Below are 26,702 nucleotides of genomic sequence, written 5' to 3' on the forward strand. Positions count from 1 at the left end.
GCTCCTACTCCCCGCGCGCGGCGCGGTCGGCGACGAGCGCTTTGAACACACGGCCGCGCTCCTCGAACGATGAGAACTCGTCGAACGAAGCGCAGGCCGGCGACAGCAGGACAGCATCGCCTGGCTCGGCTGTGTCGAGCGCAACCTGGAAGGCATCCTTCAGATGAGCCGCGCGCAGCACGACAGGGCCTCCTGCCGGCGCTTTCTCGAAGGCCTCGGCGAATCGGCGGCCTGCCGCACCGTAGCAAACAACCGCATGGACACTGTCGCGCGCGGCGGCCACGAGCGGGGCGAGGTCGGTGCCCTTGTCGTCTCCACCAAGAAGCACGACGAGACGCGTTCCGGGAAACGACGAGAGCGCTTTGAGCGTCGCATCGACGTTTGTCGCTTTCGAGTCATTGAAGAAGCGAACGCCGCGCACGTCGCCGCAGGGTTCGATGCGATGCTCGAGCGGTGCGAACGTGCGCAAGCCGCGGGCCACATCGTCCGCATCGACGCCGAGCGCGAGAGCGGCCGTTGCGGCGGCGAGCGCATTGGAAACGTTGTGTTCGCCCCTGATCAGAAGCTCATCAGCTTTGAGCAGCACATGCTCGACGCCGTCGAGCGCGACGCGCAGCACGCCTTCGCCGTCCAAAAACGCCGCATTATCGCTGCCGCATGCTCGGCGCATGTCGCCGCCCAGCCCTTCAGCCGTGCCGAGAGGCACATAGGAGAAGGCACGCGCATCGGCTTCGAGGGCGCGCAGGCGGCGCACCTCGGTCCGCACAACGTCGTTGGTTGCATCGAGCACGGCTACGGCCCCCGGTCGGCTGGACAGGTTCGCGAGCACCTTGCGCTTCGCGTCGCGGTAAGCCTCAAACGACCCATGCCAGTGCAGGTGGTCAGGCGTGATATTGAGCAGCACGGCCACATCCGGCGCGAAGTTCTGCGTGGAGGCAAGCTGGTAAGATGAAGTCTCGACAACGTAGACATCCACATCGCCCGAGGCCACCGCGCCAATGCATGCATCGCCAATGTTGCCCACGGCCCGCGCGCGCAGTCCTGCGGACGACAGCACATGCGCAGCGCAGGCGCAGGCTGTCGTCTTACCGTTCGTACCCGTTACCGCCACCCAACGGCTGCTCGCAGCGCTCTCGCGCCAGGCGAACTCGACCTCGCTCAACACTTCAGCCGACAGGGCCTGCGCCGCCTTGAACAGCGGCGAGAACGGGGGGATGCCGGGACTCGGAATGCACAGGTCGAACCGGCCGCCCGGAACGCGAGCTGCAAGTTCAACGACAGCGGCGTCTTCGAACGCCGTTTCCACACCGCAGGCTGCCACGTGGACGGCGTACTCCTCGGACTCCGCCGTCCGTGCGCCGGCGGCAACGCAGAGCGATTTGACGCGCTCGCCCAGCAGAGGCAAGCAGTATTCGACGGCAGCACGTCCGCTTCTGCCCAGACCCAGCACGAGCACGCGACCCAGGTTCCTCGCCGCGCCCGTGCGGCCCACGATACGTTCGCACACGGCCATACCCTACGCCACCGCCATGAGGGTCTCGGCAAAGTAGAGCGAGAAGCCGCAGGCAGCCAGCACGCCGGAGACGATCCAGAAGCGCACAACCACCTTCGTTTCGCTCCAGCCCTTCTTCTCGAAATGATGGTGCAACGGAGCCATAAGAAAAATGCGGCGCTTCGTCCGCTTGTACCAAAACACCTGGATCATCACCGACAACGCCTCGGCCACGAACAGACCGCCAATGACGATGGATACGAATTCGGACTTGGTGAGCACGGCCAAGCATCCCAGCGCCATGCCGAGCGCAAGAGAACCGGTATCGCCCATGAAGATGTCGGCCGGAAAGGAGTTGAACCAGAGAAAACCGATGCACGCGCCGGCAACGGCCGCGGCGAAGATTGCCGGCTCGAGAAGGTTGGAGCGATACGCGATGGCCGCCATCACGATCATCACGATCATCACGGTGCCGGCGGCCAAGCCGTCCAGACCGTCGGTGAGGTTCACGGCGTTGCACAGACCCACAAGCAGGATGTTCATAAACAGCAGATAGAGCCATGGAATGGAAATGCCGTCGCCCACCGGAACGACGGTGGTGAGGATACCGAAGTCGAGCGTGATAACAAAGGGTATCTCCACGGTTGGCGACACCCCGAGCAAATTGACTGCCACCAAGACGAACGCCGTCGCGATGGCGAACTGCCCAACGAGCTTCATTTTGGGCGTAAGGCCCAGCGAACGCTCTTTGACCACCTTCGACGCATCATCTACGAAACCCAGAAGGCCGGTGAGCACCGTTGCAGCCAGCAGCACGAAGGTCTCAGGTGTGGGCAAGCCGATGAGCAGCACCGTCGCCACCACCGCAAGCAACATAATCACGCCGCCCATCGTGGGCGTACCCTGCTTGACGAGGTGGCTCTCGGGCCCGTCGGCACGTACCTGCTGACCGATATGGCTCGACTTGAGGAACTTTATCCACAGCGGCGTCAAAGCCATCGTGACGACGATGGCCGCCACCACAGCGAGGAACACCAGGAATGTCGGATATTGGGAAAAGATCGCGAACATATCAGTTGACCAGCCCTTCGACCACACGTTCGAACCCCATAAAATGAGAGGCCTTCACAAGGACGGCATCCCCGGGCTCGACGCAGGTATCCAAATCGCCGAACACTTCGGAAATCGAACCAGCCCGCACGATGCGGGCAGGATCCATGCCGGCGCGCTCTGCCGCGTCGGCGATGTACATCGCAAGCTCTCCTACGCACACAAGGCGATCGAGCGAAAGCGTCGCTGCGAACGTGCCGATACCCGCATGGCAGGCCGGCGCGAAGTCGCCGAGCTCACCCATGTCGCCCAGCACGGCCACATGCCTGCCCGGCACATCGAGCGCACAGAACGTCGAAAGCGACGCACGCATGGAGTCTGGGTTCGCGTTGTAGGCATCGTTCACGACGGTGAACCCGCCGCGCGCTGCGATAACCTCCTGGCGGCCCGCTTCGGGCTCGGCTTCTGCAAGCGCCTCGGCGCAACGCGCAAGCGGGATGCCTGCAGCACGTCCTACGGCGGCTGCGGCGCAGGCGTTGCCCACGTTGTGCAGACCCCTCAGGTTGAGCGTGCAGGAGACGGCCTCCTCCTCGGGCGCGAAGCCGGCGGCATGCACCTCGAAACGCGGACGGCCCTGCTCGTCAAGCTCGATGCGCTCGGCCCATACGGCGGGAGGAGCGGATTCTTCTGCGCCGGCGCCTGCATGGCGCGAAGCGGCACGCTCGGAGCCGTCGAACAGCACGGTCTCGACTTGGCGAGCATCGAGGCGCGCATGCACGCGCATGAAGTCCGCGAAGTCGTCATCGGCGTTCACGAACGCCCGGCCCGACCCCTCGGGCAGCGCGCACAGCAGCTCCGCTTTGGCGCACGCGATGTTCTCGCGGCTGCCGAGAAGTTCGATGTGGCTCTCGCCCACGTTCACTACGAGGCCCCAGTCGGGACGCACGTAGTCGCAGAGGTCGGCGATCTGGCCCGCACCGCGCATGCCCATCTCGACGACGACCATCTCGGTCTCGGGCTCGGCGGACAGTAGCGTCTTGGGCACGCCCAATTCGTTATTTTGGTTTCCCGCCGTGGCCACGACCGAATAGGCGCTGGCCAGCACTGCGCGAACAAGGTTTTTTGTGGTGGTCTTGCCGGTGGAGCCGGTGAGCGCGATCACGCGCCCATGCAGGTGAGCGCGCCATTCGCGCGCGAGGTCGGACACGGCATGCGCCGTGTCGGGCACCTCAATCACGGCGGCTCCCATCTCGCGCGCAAGCAAGCGCGCGGCCTCGTCGAGCGGCTGCATGACAAGCGCTACGATGGCGCCGGCGCGCAGGGACGCGCCCACGAAATCATGCCCATCCACGCGCTCGCCGGGCAAAGCCACGTACACGTCGCCAGGTTTCACATCACGTGAATCCCAGGTGAGCCCCGTCGCGAGCGAGCGGGAATCGAGCGGATCCACGATGAACGAGCCGCCCGTGCACGCCGCGATCTGCTTCGCGTTCAATCTCATTTCGTCTAGTCTCCGCTCACTGGCTCGTCGACCTGATCGCCGAAAGCGCGCTCAAGCTCCTCGGCAGCCACCACGCGGTCGTCGAACGAGAGCGTCTTCTCGCCCACCAGCTGGTAGTCTTCGTGCCCCTTGCCGGCAACAAGAATGGAATCGCCCGGCTCGGCCATCGAAATGGCTCGGGCGATGGCGGCACGGCGGTCGGGTTGCACGTCGAAGCGACCCGCTCCTGCCGCCATGCCGCTTACGATGTCGGCGATGATGGCGTTCGGATCCTCGGTACGCGGGTTGTCGCTGGTCACCACGGCATGGTCGGCCGCGAGCGCCGCTCTGCCCATGATGGGGCGCTTGCTCGCATCGCGGTCGCCTCCGCAGCCAAACACGCAGATGGTGCGTCCAGGCGTGAGCGCCACGATGGATGAGAGCGCCTTTTCGAGCGCATCGGGAGTGTGCGCATAGTCCACGAACACGGAGACGCCGCCGTCGTGCGATGCTTTCACGCGCTCAAGCCGACCGGGGATCTGCGGGGCCTCCTCGAGCGCCTCCACGATCACGTCGGCCGAGAAGCCCAGCTGCAGCCCGATACCGAACGCGCACATAACGTTCTCCACGTTGAACCTGCCCACCAACGGGTAGTCGAACGAGTAACGGCTCCCGCGCACATCGAGCGTGACGGAAGTGTGCGTGGGCTCGTAGGACACGTCCACGGGATGAATCTGCGCCGAGGAATCGAAGCCGGTGGTCACGATGCTGTCCTCAGCAACCGAGCACCGGCGCAGAAGTTCGTTTCCCCACTTGTCATCAATACAGATGACACGTCTGGCCGGGTAGCCTTTCGAAAACAACCGGGCCTTCGCCTCGAAGTACGCCTCGAACGTATGATGATAGTCCAGATGATCCTGCGTGAGATTGGAGAACGCCGTCACGGCGAACGTCGTGCCCCACGTGCGCTCTAAATCGAGGGCATGCGAGCTCACCTCCATGGCTACCACATCGCAGCGCTCGTCGCGCATGCGCGCGAGCAGCTTCTGCAAATCAGGCGACTCGGGGGTGGTGTGCGCCGTCTTCTCCTGCGCATTGCCGATGCGTACGCCCACGGTTCCGATGACGCCCGTGCGTTTGCCGGCCACGCGCGCCATGTGCTCCACAAGATAGGTGGTGGTGGTCTTGCCGTTCGTGCCCGTGATGCCCACGAGCGCGAAGTCCTTGGAAGGATGCTCGTAGAAGTTTGCCGCTGCAAGCGCCATGGCCTTGCGGGTGTCGGACACCACGACCTCGGTCACATCCGTGGCGTCGGCCAGATACACCTTGCGTTCCACAACGAGCACCTTCGCTCCGCGGTCAATGGCGTCCTGAGCGAACGAATGGCCGTCGGTCGTCATGCCGACGATGCAGAAGAACGCGTCGCCGGGCCGCACCCGGTCGCTGCGATAGGCGATGCCGCTCACTTCGTCGTCGGGATTGCCGAGAACGGTGCAGTCCAGCCCCGCGAACAGCTCGGTACAGGTCTTGCCCATGGCGCTTCCTCACTCAGACGTTATCTTGAACCGGTCGATAGCAGTAGCCATTATATCCTTAAAAATCGGCGTGACCACACGACTGCCGGGAACCTCGTTTGCACCCACAAAACAAACCAATTGACTCGACGAGCCGGCTAAGAATCCGGTGAAGGCCAGGTTGTAGACCCCTTTTCGATAGCCGCCATTCTCTTCGTCGTAAATCTCGGCGGTGGACGTCTTGCCGGCGACATTGTAGCCTTCAATGGCTGCCGCCGTTCCCGTGCCATCGGTCACCACGGTCTTGAGCATGTCCACCATGGTGGGGATGGCTTGCTTGTTGCCGATAACGTCCTCGGAACCATACTGCGCCGTCTCGCCCGACTGCGGCTTCGACACGAGGAAATGCGGGGTACACTCAACGCCGTCGTTGACAAGGGCGCCGTAGAAGCGCGTCATCTGCAACGGAGTTACCGATATGCCCTGGCCGAAGCTGACGTTGTAAGCGCCGACGGTGCTCAGGCTTTCAAAGGGCACCATGTACCCTAAGACATCGGTCCCCTCTTCGCCCTCGGCGGGATAGTCGACGCCGGTCTTCTCGTGCAGATTGTATTTGAGTATATAGTCGTAGAGTTCTCGGAAGCCCATGTTCTCGGTGGCAAGCGAGATGCCCACGTTCGACGACTGATCGAGAATCTGGCGCAGGGTGAACGTTGCGTCGCCGCGCTCATGAGCGTCGGAGATGGTGTAGCCGTCAGCCTCGATGACCGCCGGGCAAAACAACGTATCATCAGGACCCATCGTTCCGGTTTCCAAGATGGCCATGGCCGAAACCGATTTGAAGATGGAACCTGGCTCGAACAGGTCGGTTACCGCCTTGAGTTCAGTGGCGCCCTCTTCCACGGTCGAACGGTCGGCAGGATTGAACAGCGGCAACGACGCCGCGGCGTATATCTCGCCCGTGCCGCCGTCCATCACCACCGAGGTGCCGCTGCTGCCTTCGAGTTCTTGAACGCCCGTCGCGAGGCGTTCCTCGACGTATTGCTGCAGTTCCAGATCGATGGAAATAATGATGTCCTGTCCGTCGACGGCCGCGCGCTCTTCATGCACACCGCCCGGGATGGGTGTTCCGTCACGTCCGCGCTCGGCTTCATAGTAACCCGGCTCCCCTGCGAGGATGTCATCGTAATAGCGTTCCAAGCCGGAGATGCCGTAATAGTACTCGCGGTTGTTCTCGGCGTCGACCGCTGTGCTGCAGGCGCCGATGATCTGGCCTGCCACCTGGCCGTTCGGGTACTCACGACGCATATCTTCGACAACATAGACTCCATCGAGAGAAAGGGCCTTCACCCGATCGCCCACGTCAACATCCAGCTTGCGCTTCACGGCGGCGAAATTGGTCTTGTCTGCGGTAAGTGCGGGCAGATAGTCTTTCGCCTCGCCTCCCAGCACGGATGCAAGGGATGAAGCGGTCGCGTTCGGATCCTTCACTTCGGAGGGGTTGGCATAGACGCTCGAAGCCTCCACACTCACGGCGAGGATGGTGCCGTTGCGATCATAGATGGTGCCCCGCCGCGGTTCGATGGGCAGCTGGACCGTACGCGCCTTCTCGGCCATGGACGAGAAGGAAGGGGCTGCGATAACCTGCAAATACACGAGCCTCCCCAAGAACAGCAGGGCCACGATAGCGAACAGCGCGATCGGTATAAGCATACGGTTGGAGGTGGGGGCAAACTCCGTTTGAGTGGGCCGAGGCCGACGTGCGGAAGATCCTCGGCCCACGCGCGTCGAACGCGCGGTGGAACGCGAGCTTCCATGGCCGCGCCGAGAACTGCGCGAACCCTGCGGGGCATGAGACCGGTCGGACACGGCGCTACTCTCCGGCGGAGACAGCGAGGGCCACGCTCTTCGAAAGCGACAGGTTGCCCGCGCCGTCGTAAGCAACCACATCGGCGCCCAGTTCGATCGTGGCGATCGTTTCTGGAGCCGCCATGCCCAGCCCTGCAGCTTGCTGCTTCAAATACGTCGGGTTCGTAAGCAGGCTTTGAGACACCTCGAGGGAGGATCCGCTCGAACGAGCCTGATCGATCTGGCTCGACAGCTCCTGCGCCTGCACCGACGTCGCTACGGTAGCCGACGAGAGGGCGATGCGCGCAAAAGCCACCAGCGAGACGACGATGAGCACCGCAGCCACTGCCTTCGCCAAAAAAACAACACTCGAAGGGAGAGCCGGGGACTGCGTGCGCGGACCTTGACCCGGCACAACGCTGATACGCGTGCGCGGGGCACGTTCGGGAGCGCGCTCAGGATAGTACGTATAAGCAGGTGCTGCGCCCATGCCCAACCCCCTTTCTTCGTTTAGCGTGTGTGTGGCGGGTCGTGCGCGTTCAATCGGTTCGTTCTATTCGCTGCGAGCACCGAGCCGCCTTTGGAGACGGCGTCGTGCCGCGGATGCACTCAGCGCTTTTGCGCGACACGGAGCTTGGCGCTGCGCGCACGGGGGTTGCGCTCCACCTCGTCTGCACGTGGCAGAATCGGTTTCCTGGTGACGATATCGAGTATCGGCTGCTTCCCGCACGCGCAGACCGGCAGGTCGGGCGGGCAGGTGCACCGGTTCGCGAACGAGGCGAACATCTCCTTGACGATGCGATCCTCGAGCGAGTGGTAGCTGATGACCGCGATCCTGCCGCCAGGGTTGAGCCAGCGGACAGCGGCATCGAGGCCGCTCCGAAGCACGTCGAGCTCGCCGTTCACCTCGATGCGCAGCGCCTGGAACGTGCGCTTCGCCGGATGCCCCCCGGCTCTGCGAGCCGAGGCAGGGATGGCGGCTTTGATGATGGCAACGAGCTGCTCGCTTGTCTCAATGGGGGCGGTTTGCCGTGCGCGCACTGCGAACTCCGCAATACGGCTTGCCCATTTCTCGTCCGAGTAGGTACGGATGATCCGAGTGAGATCTGCTGCGGTATAGGTATTGATGATCTCTGCTGCGGTGAGGGTTTGTTTCCCCGGATCCATCCGCATATCAAGAGGGCCGTTCTCCTTGAAGGAGAAGCCGCGAGACGGCGTGTCTATCTGCACCGAAGATACGCCGAGGTCGAAGAGGAACGCATCGACGCCGGGTACTTCCGTGCTCAGGAGCGCTTCGTCCATATCCCCGAAGTTGCCGCGCACGAGTTCGAGGCGCGGGCGCATCCCATCGGGCAACGTCCCGAGTTTGCGGAGGGCGGCGGCAAGCGCCACCTCGTCCTGATCGATGCCGATGAGCGTACCCGCGCTCCCGATGAGCTTGGCCGCTTCGAAGGAATGCCCTGCACCGCCGAGTGTTGCATCCACGAATGTGTACTGTGGTTGGAGCTTCATGTATTCGAGGCACTCGGCGAGCAGAACCGGTGTATGCCGATATTCGCTTGTCATTTCGCTCACGCCTTACGACTAGCCGAACAACAGACCGAGATCGGTGTCGTCGTCCACGACGTCGTAGCGCTTTGCGTCCCAAATTTCGAAGTAGCCCGTGTTGCCAACGACGACGACGTCCTTGTCGATGCCCACCGCCTCGCGCTGCTCAGCCGAGAGCATGATGCGGCCCGACGCGTCGATGGACACGTCGGCCGCCCGCGACTTGAGCTTGCGACGCAGACGTAGATGCAGATCGTTCGTATCGTCGAACTCGCCGAACTTATCCTTGAACACCTTGGTCACCCACGCATTGAAGCCCTGGGGCTCGAACACGTAGAGGCACTCGTCCTTCGGATTGCGGGTTACCACCAAATCCGTCGAAAGAACCTTGCGGAATGTCGAGGGAAGCGACATACGGCCTTTGGCGTCCACCTTATGGCGGTACGCGCTGTTGAGATCGACGATCTTTTCGGTCTCTTCGGCCAAGGCCTTCCTTCCCGCCGCGTCCCACACGGCCTTTCGATGTTTGGAATTCTATCCCACTTCGCCCCACTTCGCAACATAATATGCGATTTCAGCCCCATTTCAACCTATCGGAAACCCCTTCGTTTTCTCGCCGTTGCAAGGTACGTCGGGTTTGCTCAAGCACATCCGGCAACATGTAGACAGAAACGCGATAGAAGGGCACAACATGTGGGATTGTGCGCGTTCCACCACCGCCGAGCGAGAAGTTATGCGAAAAGTGTGTCTGTACGCGCTCGACCCGGCAATCGCACCGCCGGCCGGCACATCCGCCGAGGAGCTCGACAGCAAAACCATAGCCGTCCTCATCCGCTTTTTGCACAGCATCCGCCGATCTACCCGCCCCTGGCTCAGAGCGCCGCTCGTCCCAGGCAGCCTGATAGGACGGATCGATACACGAGCATTCGAGACACTGCACGCCGAGGTTCGCGAGCGCGGCTTCCTGCCATGGAAAGAGGGGTGGGTTTGCATGGGCCTCGAGTTTTGCGTCGCTCTGCAAGGGCACGAAGCTTCGTTCAGTCGTAAGCTCGTAGATATCTTGCGACGAAATCCCAGGTCGGATTTTCGGCTTTGGAGAAACACGCCGAAAGCCTCCGCTTGAAGATCGCAAAACTCGAGAACCCTGCATTTTTGAGGCTTTCCAATGACAGAGAGGTGCAAAGCTCAAAGACTTTGCGGAAAGCACCTCGACTGCCCCTTGCCGATATGCGGCGCAGGAACCTGAACAGCGCGCACCGACGTCAGGCGCGGGGATGCGCGCCCAGATATTCCTTGCGGATGTGCGAGCGGTTCACGTGCGTGTATATCTGGGTCGTAGAAATGTCCGAGTGGCCGAGTATTTCCTGGATGACGCGCAGATCGGCGCCGCCTTCCAACAGATGGGTAGCAAAGGAGTGGCGCAGCGTATGGGGATGGAGGTTCGCTATCCCGATCGTCCGGCCAGCATCGGCGACGATGGCGTGCATGCCCTGTCGCGTGAGGCGGCCGCCGCGCGCGTTCAGGAACACAGCCGCCGTTGGCTTTGCGAAGGGCTTCGCAAGCGCGGGCCTGGCCTGCTCGAGATACACGACGAGCGCACGCAAAGCGGCGCCTGCTATCGGAGCGATGCGCTCCTTGCCGCCCTTGCCCACGACGCGCAGGTATCCCTCGTCGAGCATCGTATCGCTCATATCGAGCCCGGAGCATTCGCTCACGCGCAGGCCGCATCCGTACATGACCTCCAGAATCGCGCGATCGCGCAATGGCGCAGGCCCCGGTTCGAGCGGCTGCGACAACATCTCGTCGACCTGCTCGACAGATAGGACGTCAGGCAAGCGATCGGGCGTTTTAGGGAGCGGTAGCGTATCGGCGGGATTGCGGCGGGTATAGCCTTCTCGCACGAGAAATCGATGGAATCCCTTGAGTACCGAGATTCGGCGCTCGATACTGGAAGCAGCATAGCCGCGCGAAAACAGGTCGGCCTCGAAGGAGGCGACCGTGCCGCGTTCGATCTCGTCGACGCCCGAGATACCCTTCCCCTTCAGGAATGCAGTGTAATCCCGCAGGTCGTTCGCGTACGCCTCCACGGTGAGCGGAGAGCTGCCGCGTTCTATGCGCAGATAGTCGAGGTATTCTCGAACCAACTCATCCATTCGCCATCCTCGTTGCAATACTATGAAGCACATGCCTCATGTCATGTCCGATCCGGTCGAACCGTCCATACCCTCCTAGCATAGCACGACTGAACGGCGGGTGCGCCGCCGCGACATGCCCTCCGGCTTTACAGCATCGAGGCCGAGACGCAGCACCCTTGTCTCCCCGGCATCCTCCTGCTCGGCCATGAGATCGATCATCGGGAAAGCGGCTCGGCGTCGAACTCGGTCGACGTCGAGCCGGACATGCCAGCTACGTGCTGCGAAAACTCGCACTCAGCAGCCTGCAACCCCAGGCAGACGGCCTAAACGGTACGCCGCTATCGCGCATATAAGGGCAGCAGCGATATGCTCGGAAAGCCGCCACTTGAGAGCGCATATGAGCGCCTACTGGGTCGTCTTTTCGTAAAAGACCATTCCCGACCTCGAAGAGGTGCCCGACGAGATGCGAAAGTAGGCTATAATCTAACGGTTGCATCGAGCCGTCCGCGTCGCAGGCGGCTCTTCCGTTTGCTTCGGACACCAATGCGTCCGCAAGCAGGCTCGTCCACGCCGAGAAAGGTTCGCCTCCATGCGCATCGGATTCGACAACGACAAGTACATCGCATTGCAAGCGGAGCATATCCGCAACCGCATCGACCAGTTCGGCGGCAAGCTCTACTTGGAGTTCGGCGGCAAGCTATTCGACGACTACCATGCTTCGCGCGTGCTGCCCGGCTTCGAGCCCGATACCAAGATCCGCATGCTGAAGAACCTCATCGACGACGTCGAGATCATCGTCGCCATCAACGCCAATGACATTGAGAAAAGCAAGGTGCGTGGTGATTTAGGCATCACCTATGACGACGACGTGCTGCGCCTCATGGACATCTTCCGCAGCATGGGTTTTCTGGTGGGCAGCATCGTCATAACCCACTATGCCAACCAACCCGCCGCCGACGCGTTCCGACATCGGCTGGACAGTCTCGGCATCACAAGCCGGTTGCACTACCCCATCGCCGGCTACCCTTACGACATCGATCATATCGTCAGCGACGAAGGGTACGGGAAGAACGAGTTCGTCGAGACGAGCCGCCCGCTCGTTGTTGTCACTGCTCCCGGCCCCGGATCGGGCAAGATGGCCACCTGCCTCTCGCAACTCTACCACGAGCACAAGCGAGGGGTGACCGCCGGCTACGCCAAGTACGAGACGTTCCCCGTATGGAACCTGCCGTTGAAGCACCCCGTAAACGTGGCCTACGAGGCCGCCACGGTCGATCTTGACGATGCGAACATCATCGATCCGTTCCATTTGGAGGCTTACGGGCAGACCACGGTCAACTACAATCGCGACGTGGAGATTTTCCCCGTGCTCAAAGCCATGATGGAGCGTATTTCAGGTTCGAGCCCCTACCAATCCCCCACCGACATGGGCGTGAACATGGCGGGCTCGGCTATCGTCGACGACGAGGTGGTATGCGACGCGGCCCGCATGGAAATCGTGCGCCGTTACTTCCAGACCGCCGTCGAGGTAAAGCGCACCGGCGTCGGACACGCACAGGTGGAGAAACTCGAATTGCTCATGAACCAAGCCGGCGTGAACGCAAGTTTATCCCCTGCGCGCAGCGCCGCCCTACTGAAGGAGGAGATGACCGGACGTCCCGCCGGCGCGATGGTGCTGCCGAACGGCGCGGTGGTGACCGGCAAAACTTCGACGCTTCTGGGCGCGGCATCCTCGCTCATGATGAACGCGCTCAAAGGCGTGGCGGGCGTAGACGACGGCATCGACGTCATCAGCGACAACGCCATCGAGCCCATCTGTCGGCTCAAGACCGAGCGGCTTCACAGCAAAAACCCGCGTCTGCATTCCGACGAGACGCTCATCGCGTTGTCCATCAGCTCGGCAACCGACCCTTTGGCCGCACAGCTCATCGAACATGTGGACGACCTGCGCGGATGCGACGCATTCTTCTCCGTCATCATCTCATCGACCGATGAGAAGCTCTACCGCACATTGGGCATCAACGTCTGCTGCGAGCCGAAGTACGAACAGCACCGCTACTACCACAAGTAGAGCGCTTTCCGGCGCTCCGCAGAGCGCCGGAAAAAGCCCCGAATCGAAAGAGGGTGCCCGTTTTATGCGGGCACCCTCTTTTAGCGGCTGCTGCAACGAATGCCGCCGAGCGCTACGGCCGGCGAACGAACACCATGCCGCTCTGCACAGAGCTCACCTTCACGACGTCGCCCGTGCGGGGAGCGTGGATCATCTGGCCGCCGCCGATGTAGATACCAGTGTGTTGGCGCGAGGAAGTGTGGATGACACATACGTCGCCGGGCTGGGGGTTGCTCACACGCGGCCAGCCAATAAACGTGCCGGTGGTCCCCAAACGCGAGTAGCTGCCGGTGAGCGCATAGCTCACAAGACCGGAACAGTCGTAGGAGTTCGGACCCGAAGCGCCCCAGGAGTAGGGTTTGCCGAGCTGGCTGTATGCGCGGTCAACCACGGCGTTGCCGGTAGAGGGATTGTAGGACGGACCGGACGAGCCTCCGCCGCCGTTCGAGTTGCCGCCCGAATTGGCGTTGTTGTTACCACTCGATCCGCCGTTGTTCGTGCTGGCGCCGCCGTTGTTCGATCCGTTGTTGCCGGAAGCGCCGGCGTTATCGCTCTCGGCCGCCTGAGCAGCCGCTGCAAGCACGGCTTCGGCCTGCGCCGCTGCAGCGGCCTCTTCGGCGGCGCGCTCCTGTTCCAGAAGCTCGGCGGCCTCAGCACTCAGGCTGTCGTAGGTGGCCTGCATGGACGCGACCGTGGACGCGGCCTCCTCCTCGATGCGCTTGGCTTCGTCGGCCTTTTCCTGGGCGACGCGCGCCTGCTCTTCGTAGACCGCCTTCTCGTCCTCAACCTCGGCGCGCAGGTCCTTGGTCTGCTGCACCATCTCTGCGTCGCTCTCGTTGATCTGGGCCAGCATGTCCCAGTTGGTGGCGAAGGCCTGGAAGCTCGTGGAGCCCAGCAGCAGGTCGAGCATCGAGGAGCTACCCGAGCGGTACATGGTGCGGGCCCGGTCGCCCAGATGCTCCTGCATCTCAGATATCTGCCCGTTCAGCTCGTCGATGCGCGCTTGGGCGGCATCGCGGCTGTCTTCGGCCTCCTGCTGCTCGGAGAGCGCAGAGAAGTGGTTGTTGGAAGCCTGGTCGAGCTTGTCCTGCATCGCGTTCAGCGAAGCCAGAGCGGCATCAGCTTCGGCGCGCTTGTCTGCGGCCGTGGGTTCGGCTATCGCAATCGCAGGCGAGCTGAAAGCGAGGGGGACCGCCAACAGGGCGGAGAGCGTAAGGCAGAGAAAAGCCTTGAAAGTGCGTTGCGTGTTTCGTGTCATGTTTGCACCTTTTCGATACTTCGTTGCGATTGGGCGGTTGAAGTTGCTTCAGCATACCAACCGAAGCTCGCTTTGACAAACGATATGGGAAAGCTCCACAGGGCAGGCTCGAAAAAAGCGGAATAGTCATCGCCGCGTTTACGTAACGACGGCGAGTCGACTCATCGGAGCCGGCTTGCATCCATACCCGCTCCCACGCGGCACGAGGACGCCCCGCTCGGACGCCCTCGCAGCACCGCACGCTAGCAGCTTGGTTACGGCTGACGCACGAAAATCATGCCGCTGTGCACGGGTCCGACCTTCACGACGTCGCCCGTGCGCGGGGCGTGGATCATCTGGCCGCCGCCGATGTAGATACCGCAGTGATGGTCATTCGTGCAGATGTCGCCCGGCTGAGGATCGCTTACGCGTGGCCAGGACATGAACGTGTAGGTGGTGCCCACACGCGAGTAGCCTCCCGTGAGCGCATACCCGACAAGACCGGAGCAGTCGAAGGAGTTCGGACCCGTGGCACCCCAGACGTAGGGTTTGCCGAGTTGGCTGTACGCACGATCGACGATGGCGTTGCCAGTGGAGGGAACGTACGACGGCGCGCCGCCACCCCCGCCGCCCCCGCGGTTGGTATTGGCCGCAGCGGCCTCCCGTGCCGCAGCTTCGACGGCAGCGGCGGCAGCCGCAGCGCGAGCGGCCTCTTCGGCGGCGCGCTCCTGTTCCAGAAGCTCGGCGGCCTCAGCACTCAGGCTGTCGTAGGTGGCCTGCATGGACGCGACCGTGGACGCGGCCTCCTCCTCGATGCGCTTGGCTTCGTCGGCCTTTTCCTGGGCGACGCGCGCCTGCTCTTCGTAGACCGCCTTCTCGTCCTCAACCTCGGCGCGCAGGTCCTTGGTCTGCTGCACCATCTCTGCGTCGCTCTCGTTGATCTGGGCCAGCATGTCCCAGTTGGTGGCGAAGGCCTGGAAGCTCGTGGAGCCCAGCAGCAGGTCGAGCATCGAGGAGCTGCCCGAGCGGTACATGGTGCGGGCCCGGTCGCCCAGATGCTCCTGCATCTCGGATATCTGCCCGTTCAGCTCGTCGATGCGCGCTTGGGCGGCATCGCGGCTGTCTTCGGCCTCCTGCTGCTCGGAGAGCGCCTGGCCGTAATCGGCCGAGGCTTGATCGAGCTGCTCCTGCATGGCGTTCAGCGAGGCGAGGGCAGCCTCGGCCTCGGCCTGTTTCTCGGCAGCTGTCACGGCATGTGCCGACGTCGGAGAACCGAAGGCGACAGGAACAGCCAGCATGAGGGAAAGGAGAAGGCAGACGGCCGCCTTTGATGTGCGTTGTACGTTTCGAGTCATGTTTGCACCTTTTCAATACTTCGTATTCAGAAAAGCAACCGTATCATAGCAATCGAGTGCACGGTCGACAAACGATTCGAGAAAGCTCCATAAGAGCCCATCCGACTTACCGAAGCGATTCGGTGAGGGATCGATCGCAAACGCATGGCATGGAACCCGCTGGGAACGGGCGCCTTCGCTCCCTGAAACAGCGAAGGCGCCCGTACGGGCGCCTTCGGATCATTCGTCAAAACAGAGGGCTCGCTAGGGCCGCACGTAGATCATGTCGCTGTGGACCGCGCTGACTTTCACAACATCGCCCGTCTGGGGAGCGTGGATCATCTGACCTCCGCCGATGTAGACGCCGCAGTGGTGATCGTTCGTGCAGATGTCGCCCGGCTGGGGATTGCTCACCTGACGAAGCCCCATGAGCGAGCCGGTGGTGTACACATGGGAATAGCTGCCGGTGAGTGCGTAGCTCACGAGACCCGAGCAGTCGTAGGAGTTCGGCCCGGCAGCACCCCACGCATAGGGCTTGCCGAGTTGGCTGTACGCGCGGTCGACGATCGCATTGCCCGTTGAGGGTACGTAGGGCGGCTCGCTTGCGCCGTTGTTGCCATCGCCATTTGAGTTCGCGCCCCCATTGCTGCTGCCACGTGAGCTATCGTTCGTTGCCGCATCGGCAGCGGCGGCAGCCGCAGCGCGAGCGGCCTCTTCGGCGGCGCGCTCCTGTTCCAGAAGCTCGGCGGCCTCAGCACTCAGGCTGTCGTAGGTGGCCTGCATGGACGCGACCGTGGACGCGGCCTCCTCCTCGATGCGCTTGGCTTCGTCGGCCTTTTCCTGGGCGACGCGCGCCTGCTCGGCGAAGACAGCCTCCTGCTCCTCGACCTCGGCGCGCAGATCTTTGGTCTGCTGGACGAGGTCGGCGTCCTCAGAGTTGATCTGCGTGAGAAGATCCCAGTTGGTAGCGAAGGCCTGGAAGCTCGTGGAGCCCAGCAGCAGGTCGAGCATCGAGGAGCTGCCCGAGCGGTACATGCTGCGAGCGCGGCTGCCCAAACGATCCTGCAAGTCGGCTATCTGGCCGTTCGCCTCGTCGATGCGCTCTTGTGCTGCATCGCGGCTCTTTTCAGCCTCCTCCTGCTCGGAAAGCGCTGTGAAGTAGTTGTTGGATGCACGATCGAGCTGTTCCTGCATGGTGTTGAGGGAAGCGAGAACCGCTTCGGCTTCTGCTCGCTTCTCCGCCGAGGTGGGATCGGCGAACGCCGTGGCCGGCACCATGAGCGAAACCGCCAAAACCACCGCCGTGAATCCTGCCAACGCGCCTTTGCCGTATGCGAACCGAGCCTGTTGCATGCGAGAACCTCCACTTATGCTGAGACAGACGTAAACAGTGGATCCAAGTGTACCAGAATGCCCCGCGAAGCCGGCCAATGCGGACCAGATCGCTACGGGAACACCACACTCCTAGCGTCAGTCGGCAGCACCTGCACGGTCGAAGCCTTCATCGACAATACGGCCTTCCCCATCGGCGGCGGACGTTGCAAGCTGGTCGCATCGCTCGTTCTCCGGATGGCCTGCATGTCCTTTCACCCATACGAATTCCACGCGGTGAGGAGCCTTCGCGGCCAGCAGCCGCTTCCACAGATCGATATTTTTTACAGGTTCCTTCTTCGCATTCTTCCATCCGCGCCTGAGCCATCCGTCCACCCAATGCTGGTTGAAGGCGTTCACCACGTACTGCGAATCAGAATAGAGCGTAACCTCGCACGGCGCTTTGAGGACCTCGAGGGCCGCAATGGCGCCCAATAGCTCCATTCGGTTGTTGGTGGTGCATTCGTACCCCTGCGAGAGCTCCTTGACGTGCAGGTTTCCGTTACCGTCAACGTGCTGCAGCACCGCGCCGTAGCCGCCGGGACCCGGGTTGCCGCGCGCGGCGCCATCCGTATATATGGTCACGTCCATGTCAGGATCCTTTCGCAGGGAGACGCCCGTCATGATATCACAGCGCGCGGCACTGATAGCCTCCCTGGATGCGAACGTACGCGATGCGGCAAGGTCACACCTCGAAACGATCCACGAAGTGCAGGATAATGGCGGCGGATGTAGGCGTGCAGCGCTCCCCATCGAGCCGCCGCTTGCATACCGGGATACCGCGAGCGAGGATGGCGGCGGTAGCCGGAGCTGGCACGGACAGCTCTCCGTGAGCACAGCGCACCGTCCCTTTTCCCGCTTGCACGGCCGTCGCCACGATCTTTTCAGGTTCCACCGCCTCGACAGCTAGGCAGATGCCAAGCGCATTGCGGATAGCCGCGCCTTCGCCCACCTCATGGAAGTGCGTCGAGTCGACATCGCAGCCATGCGCGGCGGCCTCGGCTTCAGCGAGGATGCGGTAGATGCCGCGCAGATCATCCTTCACGCGCTCGCTCGCGTCAAGCGCATCGATGACGGCGAGCACTGCCGCAAGATTGCGATGATGCCCTTCGGGGACAACGGCGGCATCCCACTTCGCCTTCACCGCCGTACGCTCGTCATCGGGAAGCGCTGCATACGTTGCTTGCAGCAGGGCATCCCTCGTCGCCCATTCCTGCAAATCCCAGTACAGGACCGTCATGACGTCCTCGCTTTCGCATGATTGACCATGTGCGCCTGGTAGCCTGCGCCGAACCCGTTGTCGATGTTAACGACGGATACGCCCGATGCGCACGAGTTGAGCATGGCCAGCAATGCCGCCACGCCCCCGAAGCTCGCTCCATAGCCGACGCTCGTCGGCACGGCGATAACCGGGCACGCTGCCATACCGCCCACGACGCTTGCCAGCGCCCCTTCCATGCCAGCGACGGCCACGACCACGTTTGCCGCCGCAATGTCTTCGGCATGAGCGAGCAGCCGATGGATGCCAGCAACGCCCACGTCGTAGAGACGCACCACGTCGTTGCCGAGCATCTCCGCAGTTACTGCAGCCTCCTCGGCAACCGGCAGATCGCTCGTTCCCGCCGCCGCCACGACGACGGTTCCGTTGCCGTCGGGCTCGGGAGCTTCTCCCAGGATGCCAAGACGCGGCAGTGTGCGGTACTCGAAGACAGGCAGGTCCGAGCCGTCCGGGCTCGCATGCATATTCCCGCCTTCTCCAGGGGCGCCTCCGTCAGAAAACGCCCCGTCTTCGCCGGAGCAAAGGGCGACGCCCTGTCCAACGAGCAAACGCTCAACCCTTTCGGCCTTGTCCGCCTCGAGCCTTGTGACGAGCACGCGATGCTGTCCGCCCTCCAAAAGCGCGCGGCACACGCCCGCTATCTGCTCAGCCGTCTTTCCGGCGCCGTACACGACTTCCGACACGCCTTGCCGCACACCCCGATGGGTGTCGACTTTCGCATACCCAAGATCCTCGAAAGGCGCAACGCGCAGCGCCCGTTCCGCCTCTTCGATCGAGGCCTGCCCCGTCGCGACCCGCTCCAGCAGGCCGCGCAGCTGCCGCTGCTCCATGCAAGCTCCCTTCATCGTCTTTTCCGCAACCGGGCGATACTTCGAACCCCGTTCGCATCATTGAACCACGTGGAGCGTACTCCAAGTCAAGTGCCTTTGCGCCGCCCATTGAAAAAGCCGCACGGCACCGACCCTCGCACAGCAAGGGCGCGCCATGGACGTCGAGGCAGGACACAAAAAGGCCCCGGAGGGCGCCGAAGCGCTCATCCGGGGCCGTTCATCCCGCCAATCATGCAGCAAGCGGGATGGGCAGTACGTGAACTCGACTAGTCGAGATTCGTGCCGGCGATCCAGTCGTCGTACTCGATACGGCCGTTGTGCTTCTCGAGCTCGCGGGCGATCGTGATGCGCTGAACGGTCGGGGCGCCTTCCTCGAGCCACATGGCGCGGCAGTCGCGGTAGAGACGCTCGGTCTCGCCGAACGGGGCATCCTCGAAGTAGCCGTCGCCGCCGTAGATCTCAAGCATCTCGTCGGACACGAGGCGCGTGCAGTCGATCGAGAACAGCTTGCACATGGCAGCCTTCTCGGCGATGTACTCGCCGTTGGGATCCTTGTCGTAATCCGTGGCAAAGTCCATGACCATGCAGCGCAGGGCATGCGTCATCATGGCCATGTTGGCCAGCTTCACGCGGATAGCCTGGCGCTTGATGATCGGCTTGCCGAAGGTCACGCGAGCACGGGCACGAGCGATGCTGATCTCGAGCATGCGCTGGCACATACCGAGGTTGGAGTCGGCGATGTGCACGCGGGAGATGGCGAGGGAGTGCATAGCCACTTCCATGCCCTGGCCCTCTTTACCGAGGAGGTACTTCGGGGACAGCGTGACGTTGGTCATCTTGAAGCCTGCATGGCCAGCGCCGCGGCAGCCCATCATGTGGGGCATCGGCACGAGTTCGAAGCCGGGGGCATCCATCGGCACGAAGAAGGCGGACAGACGCTCGTCGCCGGTCTTCTCGGGATCGGTCACAGCGATGACGTACGCGAACTGAGCAACGTCGGTGTGGGAGATGAGCCACTTCTCGCCGTTGATGACGTAGTCGCCATTCTCATTCTTGATAGCCGTGGTGTGCAGGTCGGCGCCAGTGCCGCCGGTCTGCTCGGTCAGCGCGAAGACCGTGAAGATGGTCTTGTCGGCGAACTTGTCCATGTACTCGGCCTTGAGCTCAGGGCAGCCGTAGTCGTCGAGGATGCGCCAGTTCAGGTCGGCCGCGTAGTGCAGGTGCATGCGCATGCCGCCGGGGCCACGGGAGAACTCCTCCTGAACCTGCAGGATCTCACGCTCGGACAGGCCCCATCCGCCGTACTCCTCGGGAAGAGCGTAACGGTACAGGTTGTTCTCGATGCAGAGATCGATGAACTCCTGCGGGAACTTGTTCGTAACCTCGACTTCCTTCTGCATCTCCTCGAAGGGACCTTCGGCGAGCGCGCGGACAGTCTTCAGATAGTCGCGAAACTCCTCTTTGGATAACTTGCTCATTCATCCTCCTTTATGTCGGACCCCGACAGATGATTTGGGCCGTACCGCCTACCATCGGCAGCACTCGTAACCCGTCTGTTCGCATTTTGCACCCTAATCGTATAATTTGTCCAATAGGAAATCATCGTCATTTTTTTCGGATTGCATAGTTTATTCCTATGGGTCGATGGTGCGAGGTGGCGAGAGCCCGTGTGCGGCCACGGTGGATAACGCGTTGCAGAAACCTATATAATACCTGTTCAATACAATTTTTATCAGTGGTTTTCTGCTTTGGTCGAACTACGCTTCGCCGCGTCATCGATAGCGCCAGCCTATGAGTCGGACGTTGATTGGCCGAAAAGAACCTATTGGACATGATGGCGATTATGGGTGCAAACTTACGATAGCAATACTCATATTCGCGTATCTATGCGCGGATGGAGAGAGCGACGAGACGAAACCGGCGCTGGGGCGTAGGAAGCGTCCTGCAGCCGGGCCAAGGAAGGAGCAGGCAGCATGGATTTTAGCCTAACCGACGAGCAGCAGCTACTCGTGGAGTCCCTGCAGGAGTACGCTGAGCGCTACTTCGACGATCAGTCCGTTATGGACATGTACGAGGCGCACCAAGTGCCCGCCGAGGCTCAGGACGCCTACCGCGACGCCGGGTTCCCGTTCATGGGCCTTCCCGAAGAGGTCGGCGGCATCCCCACCGACCACGTGACGCTCGGTCTGATGACCGAGAAGCTCTACGAGTTTACCGGCGCCATGACTCCGTTCATGACCGGCATGCTTGCCTGCGCGGACCTCGCCGAGTTCGGCACCCCCGAGCAGGCCGCCGTCATCATGGAGGAGTATGAGAAGTCCGGCCAGTCCGTCGCCGCTCTCTGCCTTTCCGAGCCCGCTGCCGGCTCCGACAACATGGGCATGACCTGCGTCACGAAGAAGCAGGCCGACGGCTCCTTTATCCTGAGCGGGCAGAAGACCTGGGTGACCAACGGCGCCGACGTTCCCTATCTCATCGTCATCGCCAAGGACGAGGACGCGTCTCGCGACAATACCAAGATGTCCCTGTGGCTTGTCAAGCGCGAGACCCCCGGTATTTCCACCGCACATCTCACCAAGATCGGCCAGCACACCGTGCCGTTCGTAGAAGTGTACTTCGACGACGTCGTGGTCACCGAAGACCAGCGCATCGGCGAAGCTGGCGCTGGCTGGCTTCTGCTCATGAAGAACTTCGAGTTCGAGCGTTGCCTGGTCGTTGCCCAGGGCCTCGGCCTGGCGCAGGCCGCTCAAAACGATGCGGTCAAGTACGCCAAGGAGCGCATCGCCTTCAACAAGCCGATCATCACGAATCCCCGCGTTCAGGATCTGATCGAGGAGAACGAGATCATCCTGCAGCAGACCCGTCATTGGCTGTACTACTGCCTCTGGAAGCTCGACCAGGGCGAGTCCATCAACGCGGACATCGCAATGCTGAAGTCTTGGGGGACCCGCGCGCATGTCCAGCTCGCCGACAACGCGATCGAGATCTTCGGCGGCCTCGGCTACACCGAAGAGGTTCGCGTCGGCCGCATTTGGCGCGACTTGCGCGGCAACATGCTCGCCGGCGGTACCTGCGAGGTCATGGACTATATCGCGGGCCGCGCCATCCCGAAGTGGTACGCCGACTAACCTTTGCTCCATTCGCCCATGCCGCTCGCCCGCTGCCAAAAGTGGACGGGCGGCATGGGTGTTGCCAGGACCTCTCTTGTCGTACAATGGGCGAGGAGGCACAATCAAGCAAGTCCGGTACATCGACCAGAAAGGACACGACCATGAACATTGCTGTAGCGGTGAAAGTGGTGCCTGACGATCAGGACATCACCGTCGCCCCCGATCGGTCTCTCGACAGCTCGAAGGCGCATCAGATTGCGAGCGAGTACGATCTTAACGCCATCGAGGCAGCGGCCCAGCTGGCCGAGGCCGAAGGTGCGCGACTCGTCGCCATCAGCGCGAGCAACGCCAAGGCCGGCGACATGAAGGTGCGCAAGAGCATCCTCTCCCGCGGCCCTGAGGAGCTCCTCATGATCGCCGACGACGCCTATGCGTTCGCCGATTCCCGCACCACCGCCAAGGCCCTTGCCAAGCTCGTGGGCGACGTCGAAGGCGGCGTTGACCTCGTTGTGTGCGGCGACGGCTCGGCCGACATGTATGCAGGCCAGGTGAACGTGCAGCTGGCCTCGGTGCTTGGTGTGCCTTGCATCAACTCCGTCACCGCCATGCGCATGGAGAACGGTGCGCTCGTCGTCGAGCGCACGCTCGACGACGTGGTCGAGGAGATCGAAGTCGCGCTTCCCGCCGTCGTCGGCGTCTCTCCCGACATCGCTCTGCCCCGCATCGCCGGCATGCGCGAGATTCTTGCCGCCGGCAAGAAGCCTGCGACGGTCAACGACGCAGCTGCGGCCGGCGTGGACACGAACGGCACCGTGGAGATCGACAGCGTTGTCGCTCCTGAGCTTGCTGACCGCAAGCGCGAGATATTCGACACAAAGAACGACGGCGATCTCGACGCGTTCATCGACGCGGTCGCTGGCGTCATTCGATAGGCCAACGAGGACCAGAAAGGGCGCATCATTATGAAAGCATTTGTCATTGCAGAAGCGGCCGAAGCGCAGAAGGATCTGTGCGCGGGTGCCCGCACGCTCGCCGACGAGGTCGTGCTCGTCTCCATCGGCGACGCTCCTCAGACCGGCGTTGCCGATAAGGCCTACCACATCGCTCTTCCCGAGGGCGAGCTGTACGAGAACGCCACGGATACCGTCATCGCACTGTTCGACGAGGTCGCTCCCGAGATCGTGCTCGTCGAGACCACCCCGCGCCTGAAGATCGTCGGCGGCCGCCTTGCCGCCCATGCCGACACGAGCGTGATCAACGACGTCGCCGCCTTCGACGGCGACGCAGCCGAGAGCCTGTACTTCGGCGGCTTGGCCACCATGAAGCGCCGTCCCGCCGGCTCCGTGCGCATCTACTCCACGAACGGCTCTATGTTCTCCGAGGCCGAAGCTTCGGGTACCGACGCGGTCGAAGAGCGTGAGTTTGTTCCGGCTTCCAACCCGCTCAAGCTGCGCGGCAAGCGCGAGGTTGTGCAGGAGGGTGCCGATATCGGACGTGCGCCCATCGTCGTGGGCGCCGGCCGCGGCTTCGCCAAGGAAGAGGACCTCGATCTGGCCCGTTCGCTGGCCGCCGCCGTGCGCGGCGAGATTGCCTGCTCCCGTCCCATCGCCGAGAACGAGAAGTGGCTCCCCAAGAGCCTTTACATTGGCGTGTCCGGCCGTGTGATTTCCCCCAAGGTGTACTTTGCCGTGGGCATCTCCGGCCAGATGCAGCACATGGTGGGCGTGACCGGAGCCGACACGATTATCGCCATCAACAAGGACGCGAACGCCCCCGTCTTCAAGCAGGCCGACTATGGCCTGGTGGCCGACCTGCAGGAAGTCCTGCCGGTTCTCACCGAGAAGCTGGCGTAAGCGCAGAGCGCTGGGTTCCAATCCAAGATTCGAAGAAGCGCGCCTTCGGGCGCGCTTCTTTCATGTCCAGCTTCATACGGGTTGCGGTTCGAGCTTCTACGCTGCGCAGAAGCTTCTCGACCAATTTTCACATTTGTACGGTTTTGCCTAACGGCGTAGACCATCCTCACCCCTATAATGTATGCGGGCGTTCTGACGTTTGCCGAGGAGGGGTTGATGAATCTTTCGCAGCTGTACTACTTTAAAAAGCTCGCCGAGCTCCAGCACTATGCCAAGGCTGCCAAAGAGCTCTACATCACCCAGCCCTCCCTTTCAAACGCCATCAGCTCGCTTGAGAACGAACTCGGCGTGTCCTTGTTTCAGAAGACGGGACGCAATATCCACCTTACGAAATACGGCGTGGAATTCCTCGATTATGTGACGGCCGGCCTCGAACAGATAGACAAAGGCGTGGCCATGATGAAGAGCTACACGGGCTGCGGGGACGGGGGCAAGATTGACCTCGGATGCATCATCACCGTGCAGACCAACTACATCCCAAAGCTGATCAGCAACTACAAGGCAACGATCAGCTCGGACGTACAATTCACGGTACGGGAAGATGCATCGGCATCGCTCATCGGGGATCTCAAGCGCGGCCTTTACGACGTGGTGTTCTGCGCTCACGGCGAGACTGATCCGGACATATGGTATACGCCTGTGCTCACCCAGAGGCTCGTCGTAGCCATGAGCTCCGACTGTCCGCTTGCCTCGAAGGAGTTTCTTGTTCCCGAGGATCTGGCCGACCAGCGTCTCATCACCTACAGCGATGCCATCCCCATCGGCAAAGCCGTGAAAAAGATGTTAGATGATCGCGGTATGAGTCACGCTGAGTACGCGTATCAGGACGAGACGATTTTGGCGGGCTTTGCCGTGAACGGCGTCGAGGTGGCGCTCATGCTGGACACGTTCTTCCTCCGCAGCGTCGAGAACGCCGAAGTTCGCCCCCTCTACAACAATGCAGACGAACGCAAAGGTTTCTATCATCGGATATACCTGGGATACAGCACGAAGAACTACCATCCATACTGCGTCGACCATTTCATCCAATACGTGACCAACGAGAAGCAGCTACCCGCATCCGACGAGGGCGCTATCTACATCGACTAGGCTTGCCGCAATCGTCTGTTCGGCGACGCTCCGAAGGGCTGCTGCGTTCGCATGAACCTTGCGCATACGGTGCGCCGAAGCTCGAACGCAAACTGTATTGTCGTTGGCATGGATGAACGGCGTCAGCCGTTCCATGAAAGAACCCCTAAAGTCACAACCGGCCTTATTGAAACCAGTCCGAATGTAGGGGTTCGCCCCAGCGAGGGATCTTTTCGATCTCAGACGGTAAGTTCTTCGAGCGAGACGGCGTTAGAAGCCGGTCCTCTTTCTCCTGACACAGGTTCCGTGGGCGCCTCCTCGCCAGATTCGCCAGTATCTCCGTCGGATGACTCGCCTTCGTCGGTTCCCTCCTCGGCTCCCTCGTCGGAGGTTTTCGAAGCTGCCGGGGTGGTTGCGCCCGCCGTGAGGGGCAGCGTCGAAAGATCCAGCGTCGTGCCTAGCCATTTCGTCTCAATGAGCGAGACGACGCCATTGCCGGAAAGCGCCGCAAGCGCATCGGAAATGGCCTGCTTGAGATCGGAATTCGTGTCGAGCACGCCAATGCAATACCCGCTCGGCTGCTGCATAAGCGCCACGATCTGCACCTCGTCGTCGGCGGTGTGCGCCGCATACGTGCCGATGATGGCATCCGAAGCGACATACTGGACCTGACCCGATTCAAGCGAGGAGAACGCGCTCTGCAGATCGCTCGTCGTCACGATGTTTCCCTGATCGAACTCGTTCGTGACAGCCCAGGCGCTCTTCGAAGACACCTGCGCGGCAATCGATGGCTGCGACTCGTTTGTGGGCACCGTTGTGTTTCCCGGCGTCGAGAACAGGACGATCGCTGTGGGCAGATAGGTGTCGGACATCCAGAACGACGCATCCGTACCAGACTTGTCGACACCCATGACGATATCCACCGTCCCCCCGTCAAGCGCCGCTTGGGCATCGGTGCCGACATCCACGAGCTCAAGCTTCAGCCCGAAGCTATCGGCGAGGTACGCAGCAATATCGACGTCGAGGCCCACAATGTTCTGCGACGAGGTGGACACGCCGGCAAGCGGTTGGTTCTGGGTGTTGACGCCGACGCGCAGAACGCCGTCTTTGCCAATAGCTGGCGACGCGAGCGTAGGCGACTTCTCCGGCGGCGTGTACTCCTCCTGCGATGCACAGCCCGCCATGACGGCGAGCAGGCATGCGACGCACGCGACCGCCAGGCAGCGGGTCGCAAGCTTGGTAAAGCGCTTCATATGCGATGAGCCTCCATCTGATTGCTTCTCATAACGCCTCTTCCGACTGACCTAGTCTTTGCCCCCACACTCGCGCACCGGGGTCGAGCTTGCACCCGGTACCCTCTCGTCCGGCGCAGCCATGTGCCGC

Annotated in this window: 23 protein-coding genes; 5 read left to right on the forward strand and 18 right to left on the reverse strand. The window is 62.1% G+C overall.

Annotated elements, in window-relative coordinates; all coding sequences use genetic code 11:
• Positions 1–4 precede the first annotated feature (4 nt).
• From murD to xerD, 10 genes are all read right to left on the reverse strand, one after another.
• The gene (gene murD / locus C2L71_RS08525; RefSeq protein WP_103265350.1) at positions 5–1,513 is read right to left on the reverse strand and encodes a UDP-N-acetylmuramoyl-L-alanine--D-glutamate ligase; all 1,509 of its coding nucleotides are present in this window, start codon (positions 1,511–1,513) and stop codon (positions 5–7) included.
• 3 nt (positions 1,514–1,516) lie between these two features.
• A complete protein-coding gene (mraY, locus tag C2L71_RS08530) occupies positions 1,517–2,563 on the reverse strand; it encodes a phospho-N-acetylmuramoyl-pentapeptide-transferase (RefSeq protein WP_103265351.1) in 1,047 nt (348 codons plus the stop codon).
• A gap of 1 nt (position 2,564) precedes the next feature.
• The gene (locus C2L71_RS08535) at positions 2,565–4,043 is read right to left on the reverse strand and encodes a UDP-N-acetylmuramoyl-tripeptide--D-alanyl-D-alanine ligase (RefSeq protein ID WP_103265352.1); all 1,479 of its coding nucleotides are present in this window, start codon (positions 4,041–4,043) and stop codon (positions 2,565–2,567) included.
• 5 nt (positions 4,044–4,048) lie between these two features.
• On the reverse strand, positions 4,049–5,557 hold the full coding sequence (locus tag C2L71_RS08540; protein ID WP_103265353.1) for a UDP-N-acetylmuramoyl-L-alanyl-D-glutamate--2,6-diaminopimelate ligase: 1,509 nt from the start codon (positions 5,555–5,557) through the stop codon (positions 4,049–4,051).
• 9 nt (positions 5,558–5,566) lie between these two features.
• The gene (locus tag C2L71_RS08545) at positions 5,567–7,249 is read right to left on the reverse strand and encodes a peptidoglycan D,D-transpeptidase FtsI family protein (protein WP_239926544.1); all 1,683 of its coding nucleotides are present in this window, start codon (positions 7,247–7,249) and stop codon (positions 5,567–5,569) included.
• Between the two features lie 160 nt (positions 7,250–7,409).
• Positions 7,410–7,874 carry a cell division protein FtsL gene (locus C2L71_RS08550; RefSeq protein WP_103265355.1) on the reverse strand — a complete coding sequence of 155 codons (465 nt, stop codon included), beginning with the start codon at positions 7,872–7,874 and terminating at the stop codon, positions 7,410–7,412.
• 119 nt (positions 7,875–7,993) lie between these two features.
• Positions 7,994–8,950, reverse strand: a complete 957-nt coding sequence (gene rsmH, locus C2L71_RS08555) for a 16S rRNA (cytosine(1402)-N(4))-methyltransferase RsmH (RefSeq protein WP_103265356.1) — start codon at positions 8,948–8,950, stop codon at positions 7,994–7,996.
• An 18-nt stretch (positions 8,951–8,968) separates the two neighbouring features.
• Positions 8,969–9,418 carry a division/cell wall cluster transcriptional repressor MraZ gene (locus C2L71_RS08560; protein ID WP_103265357.1) on the reverse strand — a complete coding sequence of 150 codons (450 nt, stop codon included), beginning with the start codon at positions 9,416–9,418 and terminating at the stop codon, positions 8,969–8,971.
• 88 nt (positions 9,419–9,506) lie between these two features.
• A complete protein-coding gene (locus C2L71_RS11935; RefSeq protein ID WP_129588493.1) occupies positions 9,507–9,959 on the reverse strand; it encodes a hypothetical protein in 453 nt (150 codons plus the stop codon).
• A 235-nt stretch (positions 9,960–10,194) separates the two neighbouring features.
• On the reverse strand, positions 10,195–11,085 hold the full coding sequence (xerD, locus tag C2L71_RS08570) for a site-specific tyrosine recombinase XerD (RefSeq protein ID WP_103265359.1): 891 nt from the start codon (positions 11,083–11,085) through the stop codon (positions 10,195–10,197).
• 571 nt (positions 11,086–11,656) lie between these two features.
• On the opposite strand from xerD, the gene C2L71_RS08575 reads away from it, so the two are divergent.
• Entirely contained in the window at positions 11,657–13,138 is a 1,482-nt protein-coding gene (locus C2L71_RS08575; protein WP_103265360.1) for a DUF1846 domain-containing protein, read from the forward strand.
• Positions 13,139–13,250: 112 nt separating this feature from the next.
• On the opposite strand, the gene C2L71_RS08580 is transcribed toward C2L71_RS08575, so the two are convergent.
• The 7 genes from C2L71_RS08580 to C2L71_RS08610 all read right to left on the reverse strand — a co-directional run bounded on the left by C2L71_RS08580 (position 13,251) and on the right by C2L71_RS08610 (position 20,706).
• Complete coding sequence (locus C2L71_RS08580) at positions 13,251–14,435, reverse strand: coiled-coil domain-containing protein (RefSeq protein WP_103265361.1); 1,185 nt, start codon at positions 14,433–14,435, stop codon at positions 13,251–13,253.
• Positions 14,436–14,689: 254 nt separating this feature from the next.
• Positions 14,690–15,769 carry a coiled-coil domain-containing protein gene (locus tag C2L71_RS08585; RefSeq protein ID WP_103265362.1) on the reverse strand — a complete coding sequence of 360 codons (1,080 nt, stop codon included), beginning with the start codon at positions 15,767–15,769 and terminating at the stop codon, positions 14,690–14,692.
• 243 nt (positions 15,770–16,012) lie between these two features.
• On the reverse strand, positions 16,013–17,101 hold the full coding sequence (locus tag C2L71_RS08590; RefSeq protein WP_103265363.1) for a coiled-coil domain-containing protein: 1,089 nt from the start codon (positions 17,099–17,101) through the stop codon (positions 16,013–16,015).
• A 117-nt stretch (positions 17,102–17,218) separates the two neighbouring features.
• Complete coding sequence (rnhA, locus tag C2L71_RS08595) at positions 17,219–17,710, reverse strand: ribonuclease HI (RefSeq protein ID WP_103265364.1); 492 nt, start codon at positions 17,708–17,710, stop codon at positions 17,219–17,221.
• Between the two features lie 94 nt (positions 17,711–17,804).
• Positions 17,805–18,359: a nickel pincer cofactor biosynthesis protein LarC gene (larC, locus tag C2L71_RS08600; RefSeq protein ID WP_103265365.1), complete on the reverse strand. Its 555-nt coding sequence runs from the start codon at positions 18,357–18,359 to the stop codon at positions 17,805–17,807.
• Complete coding sequence (larB, locus tag C2L71_RS08605; protein ID WP_103265366.1) at positions 18,356–19,228, reverse strand: nickel pincer cofactor biosynthesis protein LarB; 873 nt, start codon at positions 19,226–19,228, stop codon at positions 18,356–18,358. The genes larC and larB overlap by 4 nt, the downstream gene beginning before the upstream one ends.
• A gap of 266 nt (positions 19,229–19,494) precedes the next feature.
• A complete protein-coding gene (locus tag C2L71_RS08610; protein ID WP_103265367.1) occupies positions 19,495–20,706 on the reverse strand; it encodes an acyl-CoA dehydrogenase family protein in 1,212 nt (403 codons plus the stop codon).
• 495 nt (positions 20,707–21,201) lie between these two features.
• Here C2L71_RS08610 and C2L71_RS08615 point away from each other — a divergent pair, with 495 nt between their 5' ends.
• From C2L71_RS08615 to C2L71_RS08630, 4 genes are all read left to right on the forward strand, one after another.
• A complete protein-coding gene (locus tag C2L71_RS08615; protein ID WP_103265368.1) occupies positions 21,202–22,356 on the forward strand; it encodes an acyl-CoA dehydrogenase family protein in 1,155 nt (384 codons plus the stop codon).
• A 143-nt stretch (positions 22,357–22,499) separates the two neighbouring features.
• On the forward strand, positions 22,500–23,270 hold the full coding sequence (locus C2L71_RS08620) for an adenine nucleotide alpha hydrolase family protein (protein ID WP_103265369.1): 771 nt from the start codon (positions 22,500–22,502) through the stop codon (positions 23,268–23,270).
• Positions 23,271–23,300: 30 nt separating this feature from the next.
• Entirely contained in the window at positions 23,301–24,191 is an 891-nt protein-coding gene (locus tag C2L71_RS08625; protein ID WP_103265370.1) for an electron transfer flavoprotein subunit alpha/FixB family protein, read from the forward strand.
• A gap of 216 nt (positions 24,192–24,407) precedes the next feature.
• Positions 24,408–25,340, forward strand: coding sequence for a LysR family transcriptional regulator (locus C2L71_RS08630; RefSeq protein ID WP_103265371.1), 933 nt, complete (start codon positions 24,408–24,410; stop codon positions 25,338–25,340).
• A 218-nt stretch (positions 25,341–25,558) separates the two neighbouring features.
• Here the strand turns inward: C2L71_RS08630 and C2L71_RS08635 are convergent, their stop codons facing one another.
• On the reverse strand, positions 25,559–26,572 hold the full coding sequence (locus C2L71_RS08635) for a substrate-binding periplasmic protein (RefSeq protein WP_103265372.1): 1,014 nt from the start codon (positions 26,570–26,572) through the stop codon (positions 25,559–25,561).
• Positions 26,573–26,702 lie beyond the last annotated feature (130 nt).

Source organism: Enteroscipio rubneri, assembly GCF_002899715.1.
Classification (GTDB): domain Bacteria; phylum Actinomycetota; class Coriobacteriia; order Coriobacteriales; family Eggerthellaceae; genus Enteroscipio; species Enteroscipio rubneri.